This window comes from Methanofollis sp. (assembly GCF_028702905.1).
Lineage (GTDB): Archaea > Halobacteriota > Methanomicrobia > Methanomicrobiales > Methanofollaceae > Methanofollis.
Map to the genome: position 1 here is coordinate 1 of NZ_JAQVNX010000118.1, position 5,625 is coordinate 5,625.

At 63.5% G+C, this 5,625-nt stretch carries 5 protein-coding genes and 1 pseudogene; 4 read left to right on the top strand and 2 right to left on the bottom strand.

From position 1 onward, the window contains the following. Nucleotides 1-308 precede the first annotated feature (308 nt). Nucleotides 309-1,541, bottom strand: coding sequence for an NAD(P)/FAD-dependent oxidoreductase (locus tag PHP59_RS11005; protein ID WP_300166904.1), 1,233 nt, complete (start codon nt 1,539-1,541; stop codon nt 309-311). A gap of 151 nt (nt 1,542-1,692) precedes the next feature. Here PHP59_RS11005 and PHP59_RS11010 point away from each other — a divergent pair, with 151 nt between their 5' ends. Genes PHP59_RS11010 through PHP59_RS11025 form a run of 4 tightly spaced genes read left to right on the top strand, consistent with a single transcriptional unit; the run spans nt 1,693 to nt 5,157 of the window. Then, complete coding sequence (locus PHP59_RS11010) at nt 1,693-2,169, top strand: hypothetical protein (protein ID WP_300166906.1); 477 nt, start codon at nt 1,693-1,695, stop codon at nt 2,167-2,169. Further along, nucleotides 2,166-3,332, top strand: a complete 1,167-nt coding sequence (locus PHP59_RS11015; RefSeq protein WP_300166908.1) for an ABC transporter substrate-binding protein — start codon at nt 2,166-2,168, stop codon at nt 3,330-3,332. Before PHP59_RS11010 ends, PHP59_RS11015 begins: the two co-directional genes overlap by 4 nt. After that, nucleotides 3,332-4,381 carry an iron ABC transporter permease gene (locus PHP59_RS11020; protein WP_300166912.1) on the top strand — a complete coding sequence of 350 codons (1,050 nt, stop codon included), beginning with the start codon at nt 3,332-3,334 and terminating at the stop codon, nt 4,379-4,381. The genes PHP59_RS11015 and PHP59_RS11020 overlap by 1 nt, the downstream gene beginning before the upstream one ends. Continuing rightward, nucleotides 4,381-5,157 (top strand): ABC transporter ATP-binding protein, encoded by a 777-nt coding sequence (locus tag PHP59_RS11025; protein ID WP_300166910.1) that lies wholly within the window; start codon nt 4,381-4,383, stop codon nt 5,155-5,157. The genes PHP59_RS11020 and PHP59_RS11025 overlap by 1 nt, the downstream gene beginning before the upstream one ends. A 78-nt stretch (nt 5,158-5,235) precedes the next feature. Here the strand turns inward: PHP59_RS11025 and PHP59_RS11030 are convergent. Next, nucleotides 5,236-5,625: pseudogene (locus PHP59_RS11030) on the bottom strand (hypothetical protein); the annotation flags it as partial.

A 5,625-nucleotide genomic window follows, 5' to 3' on the forward strand; every position in this document is an offset into this window, starting at 1 on the left:
GGCCGAGGGCGCATGGCCGGAGAGGAAAGGGATGCGAGGGGCACCGGCCTGGTCGAGGACATGGACAAGGATCACGTCCTGTGCGGTGGGGATCTCGGGGAGGCGTGCGGCCGTTGCACGTGCGTCCTCGGAAAAGTCTGTTGCGAAAAGGACTCTCTCAAACATCGTCGTCTCCCGGGGAAGAACCTGTTATCACCCTGTGCCGGATGAAGGGGCTCATCATAGGGGGATGGGGAGAGCGGGTAGATAATACCGGCGGCCCGGGGAGACGAAAGAGAGAGGGCCTGGACCCCCGTGTCCTGCAGTACCTATACTCTGTCTTTCTCCCGGGCCCGCCCGAGGATTGCCTCCGCGGCGAGGGCGGCGGTGGAGAATGCCGCCTGGATGTTGAACCCGCCGCAGTCGCCGTCGATATCGAGGACTTCGCCGGCAAAGTAGAGGCCTTCGACGCGTTTCGATCCCATCGTCTTCTGGTTCACCTCGTCGAGGGCCACCCCTCCCCGCGTCACCATGGCAACGCCATATCCCCCGAGGGCGTCGACGGTCAGGGTGCAGGCGGTGAGGTGCTGGAGAAGCCGGGTCCGTGCCGCCTTCGTGAGGTGGGCGCATGTCGTTTCCGGCGGGATCTCCGAGAGGTCGATGAGCCTTTTGAGGAGCCTTTCCGGGACGGGGTATCGGGAGAGCACCGACCTGACCCTCGCACCGCCTCCCCCGCCCAGCGCCGCCGTGATCTCCTCCCGCATCCCCTCCGGGAGGACCGGGACCACGAGACGGTCGCCCTGTTCGATGAACCGGGAGAGGTCGAGGATTGCCGGCCCGGAGAGTCCTTCGTGGGTGAAGAGGAGGTCGCCTCTCTGGTCGCCGATCTTTTTGCCGTCCCTGAAGAGGGAGACGGTCACGCCCTGCAGGGATATACCGGCGAGGTCAGCGAAGGGGTAGTCCCTGACCGTCACCGGCGTGAGCGCGGGTGCTGTCCCGGCGATCGTGTGGCCGAGGGACGCGGCAAATGTATAACCGTCGCCCGTCGAACCTGTGGCCGGGTACGAGGCGCCGCCTGTCGCGATGAGGAGCAGGGCCGACCGGTATTCGCCGGTCTCTGTCCTGACGGAAAAACTGTTCTCACTTTTTTCGACGGCAACGACCGGTTCTCCGCACCGCACTGTCACGCCCGCCTCCCGGCATTCGGCGAGCAAGAGGTCAAGAACGTCCTGTGCCTTCCGCGAGGTCGGGAAGACCTTGCCCCCCTCTTCAGTCGTCAGGGGGACACCCCGTTCGGTGACGTGGGCGATCAGGTCGGTGTTTGTGAAAGCGCGGAGCGCCGGCTTGAGAAACTGGCCGTGCTTCCCGTACCGCGTGAAGAACTCCGTGACGCTCCCGGCGTGGGTGATATTGCACTGCCCCGATCCGGAGACGAGTAGTTTTCTCCCGGGCTTTTTCTTCTTTTCAAGGAGGAGGACTGTCCCTCCTCCGGCACCGGTGCGGGCCGCGGCAAAAAGCCCGGCAGGCCCTGCCCCGACGACGATCAGATCATATGTTTCCACAGTCCTCCTCTATTCCTTGCCCCGGTGCATGATGACTCTTTTCACGGTGCCACGGTCGGGAAGACTGCCCGCAGGTGTCGCGCTCATTCCACAAAATATCTAACCTGTTGTGACAGAGATGTCACTCAGTACTACCCTGAGATGATGACCGATGAAAAAAGTGGCAATACTCCTCCTCTGTCTTTGCATGCTCTCCCTCGCCGCCCCGGCCCTTGCAGGCGGTGATGCAGCGGTGCGCCAGGTCAGCACCGCCGCTCCCGCACCGGGCGCGGAGGTGACGGTGACCCTCTCCCTGAACGGCTGCGAGGCCGGCGGTATCGTCGAGATCCTGCCGCCTGGCTTTGCCTATGTGAGCAGTTCTCTCCCTGCGGATCAGGTGCGTGTGGACGGGAACCGCGTCTGCTTCGCCATCCTCGGCGAGACCGCCGTCACCTATGTGGTCCGCGCACCTCCGGAGGGCGGTGGCGAGATCACGGGCGAGTGGTGGGACTTCGGTGCCCGAACCAATGGCACGGTTCTGTCCTCCCGCCTTGACGTCGGCGGTGCGACAGCGGCCCCCGGTCCGGGCGCCCTTGCCGTGCTCTTTGCGCTGGCGGCCGTCCCCCTGCTCAGGAGGTGCCGGCGATGAAGAGGGTGTATATCCTCCTTTGCCTGCTCCTTGCCCTCGCCCTGCCGGCGGCCGCGCTCGTGCCCGGCGATATGAACGGCGACGGTGTCATCGGGCGGGACGAGTTCGCCGGCATGGTCCTTTCCTTCCTTGCGGGTGGCGAGGACGCACCCCCACTTGCCGAGGTGCAGGACGCCGCCCCCCTCTACCTTGAGGGAGAGGAGACTGTCACTCCTGCCTCTCCCCCGTCCCGCGTCGTCGTCTTCAACGGCGAGACCCTGGAGACGCTGCGGTCCCTCGGCATCGGGCCGTCGAGCGTCGTCGGCATCGACAAGTTCTCCGCGCAGAGGCCAGAGTTCTTCCCCGAGTACAGGAACACCACCGTCGTCGGGAGCGTCTGGTCGCCCGATTATGAGACAGTCGTCTCCCTGCACCCTGACGCCGTCTTCCTGTACGCTACCACGAGCAAAGACGCCTGCGACGAGATCCAGAAGAAAATCCAGGCCTCGAACCCGGAGATCCGGGTCTACAGGTTCGACTGCTTCAGGCCGGAGAACTATGCCGACGAGGTCAGGGCGCTTGGCGCGATCTTCGGGCGCGAGGCTGAGGTGGAACGATTTGCTGGGTTCTACACGAACACGCTCGACACCATCAGTGCGGAGACGGCCGGTATCCCTGAGGCGGAGAGAACCACGGTGTACCTGGAGAACTGGAAGGACTACAAGACCGGCGCCGCCGGGTCGGGGTACGAGGACAAGATCGTCCGTGCCGGCGGGAAGAATGTCTTCTCCTCTCTCCCTGCCGAGTACCCCGAGGTCGACCCCGAGGCGGTCATCGCCGCCGACCCCGACGTGATCGTCAAACTCATCGGTGCAGGTTCCTATGCCTATGGCGGCTACCAGAACAAAGACCTTGACAGGATTCCGGCGACCCATGCCGGCCTCTTCAATAGGCCCGGATGGACCGACCTCGCAGCGGTGAAGGAGAAAAGGGTCTACCTCCTCCACAACGACATCTTCGGGGGGGCAGAGCACTTCATCGGGATCGCCTACCTTGCGAAGTGGTCCTACCCCGACCGGTTCGCCGGTCTCGACCCCGAAGCGCTCCACCGGACCTATCTGAACGAGTACCAGCACCTGGGGATCGACCCGGCCGGGATGCAGTTCGTGTACCCGGCGATATGATGGGGGCCGAAACCCTGCTGGAGGGGTTCGCCGCCGCCCGGCGGAGGCGTGCCCTCTTCCATGGCGTCCTGTTCGGTCTCCTCGTCCTCCTTACCGGCGTGGCCGTCACCCTTGGTTCGGCCGACCTCTCGGTCGCGGACGCCTACCTGGCCATCCTTGCCGGTCTCTTTCCCGGCAGGTTCGCCGCACCCGGAATGGCGGAGAACATCGTCTGGAACTACCGCTTCCACCGCGTCCTCTTTGCGATCGTGGCGGGGTTCGGCCTCGCCATCGCGGGGACGGTGATGCAGGGCATCCTCAGGAACCCCCTTGCAAGCCCGTTCACCCTCGGGATCTCCTCCGCGGCCGCGACCGGCGCCTCGGTTGCGATCGTCCTCGGCGCAGGCCTCGTCGACGGGGAAGCGCTTGTCATCGGAAACGCCTTTGTTTTCGCCCTCCTTGCCGCCGGGATCATCTATGCGATGGCGCGGTACCGCGGTCTCGGGGCCGAGTCGATGATCCTTGCCGGTATCGCCCTGATGTATCTCTTCTCCGCGGTCACCTCCCTCCTGCAGTACCTCGGCACGGCCGAGGAGTTGCAGGAGATCGTCTTCTGGATGTTCGGGTCCCTTGGCCGGACAGACTGGACAAGCCTCGGCATCGTCACCCTCATCATCGCCCTCTGCACCCCGTACCTCATCTGGCGGGCATGGGACCTCAACGCCCTTGCCGAGGGCGACGACATCGCGGAGAGCCTCGGCGTCCCGGTGAAGAGGTCGATGACGATATTCATGCTCATCGCCTCCCTGATCACCGCCGCGATCATCTGCTTCACCGGGACCATCGGCTTCATCGGGCTTGTGGCGCCCCATATCACCAGGATGGCCATCGGCGCTGATCACCGCTACCTCCTCCCTGCCTCAGGGATGGTCGGGGCCCTCCTCCTCCTCGGCGCCGACAGTCTCGCCCGGACCATCCTTGCACCGACGGTCCTCCCTGTCGGGATCATGACGGCCTTTCTTGGCGTGCCCTTCTTCATCTTCCTCTTCCTGCGCGGGAGGGGGGCCTGATGGTGCGCCTTCAGGTCAGGGATCTCGCGTTCTCGTACCGCGACCGGCAGGTGCTCTCCGACATCACCTTTGCCGCGGAGGGGCCCGCGGTCCTCGGCCTCGTCGGCCCGAACGGGTCTGGCAAGACGACCCTGATCAAGTGCATCGACGGCATCCTCAAAGCAGAGGGCTCGGTGAACCTTGACGGCGAGGAGATCCCGGCCCTGCCGCGGCCCGAGGTGGCGAGGCGGATCGCCTATGTCCCGCAGGGCATCGCCAACCACTCACGGGCAACGGTCTATGAGACGGTTTTGATGGGCCGCCGCCCCCACATCTCCTGGCGGATCCGGAGAGAAGACGAGGACGAGGTGGTGCGAGCCCTGGAACTCCTCGGCATCGAGTCCTTCGCGTTCAGGGAGGTCGGCACCCTCTCGGGCGGCGAGCGCCAGCGGGTGATGATCGCCCGCGCCCTTGCCCAGGGTTCGCCTCTTCTCCTCCTCGACGAACCGACGAGCGCCCTCGACCTCAGGAACGGCATGGAGGTGATGGAGATGGTGAGGAGGCTTGCCCGAGAGGAGGGCCGTCTCGTCGTCATGGCGATCCACGACCTCTCCCTTGCGGCGCGGTTCTGCACCGACCTCATCGTCCTGGATCACGGACAGGTCCATGTGCGGGGTGCGCCCTCTGCGGTTCTTACTCCTGAAGTGATCGCCGACGTCTACGGCGTGGAGGCGGCGGTCGAGACGCGTGAGGGCGTGCCGTACATCTTCCCGATACGTCCGAAAGAAGAGAAATAGATGAGGAGTAAATGATCCCCCAACGAAATGGGGGACATTTTTCAGAGTCGTTATTTTTGTTCCGGGCGGGATTATGACCTATGCTTCGCCGCGGCTGCTATCAGGCATCAAAACATCTGATTTCATAATTTTCTTTACGATGTCGGCAACCAGATCTCTCTCCTCCGACTGGAGCATCCGATAGTAAAGAGATGTATCCCCGGTCTCGATGATCATAAGCGCATCGGTGATCGGTTTTATGAACCAGCGGTATTCTCCGTTCTCTTCTCCTTTCGCTTCAATGATGGTGTCGGTCACCATCCTGATGAGTTCAGGATCGCCGGTGTCGATGATCTCTTTGAGTGACTCGATCGTGTCATCTTTCAGATCAAGTTCTTCGCTTCGCTGCGACTCGATCTCATATGCTCTTGAGATGTGTTTTTTTCCGTATCCGTAGTTGCCTTCTCTGTACTCGTCGAATCCGAGTGA

What these genes read in the sequence shown, in the direction of transcription:
- PHP59_RS11020 (WP_300166912.1), top strand. Translation starts at nt 3,332, where the DNA reads ATGGGGGCCGAAACCCTGCTGGAGGGGTTCGCCGCCGCCCGGCGGAGG.
- PHP59_RS11015 (WP_300166908.1), top strand. Translation starts at nt 2,166, where the DNA reads ATGAAGAGGGTGTATATCCTCCTTTGCCTGCTCCTTGCCCTCGCCCTG.
- PHP59_RS11010 (WP_300166906.1), top strand. Translation starts at nt 1,693, where the DNA reads ATGAAAAAAGTGGCAATACTCCTCCTCTGTCTTTGCATGCTCTCCCTC.
- PHP59_RS11025 (WP_300166910.1), top strand. Translation starts at nt 4,381, where the DNA reads ATGGTGCGCCTTCAGGTCAGGGATCTCGCGTTCTCGTACCGCGACCGG.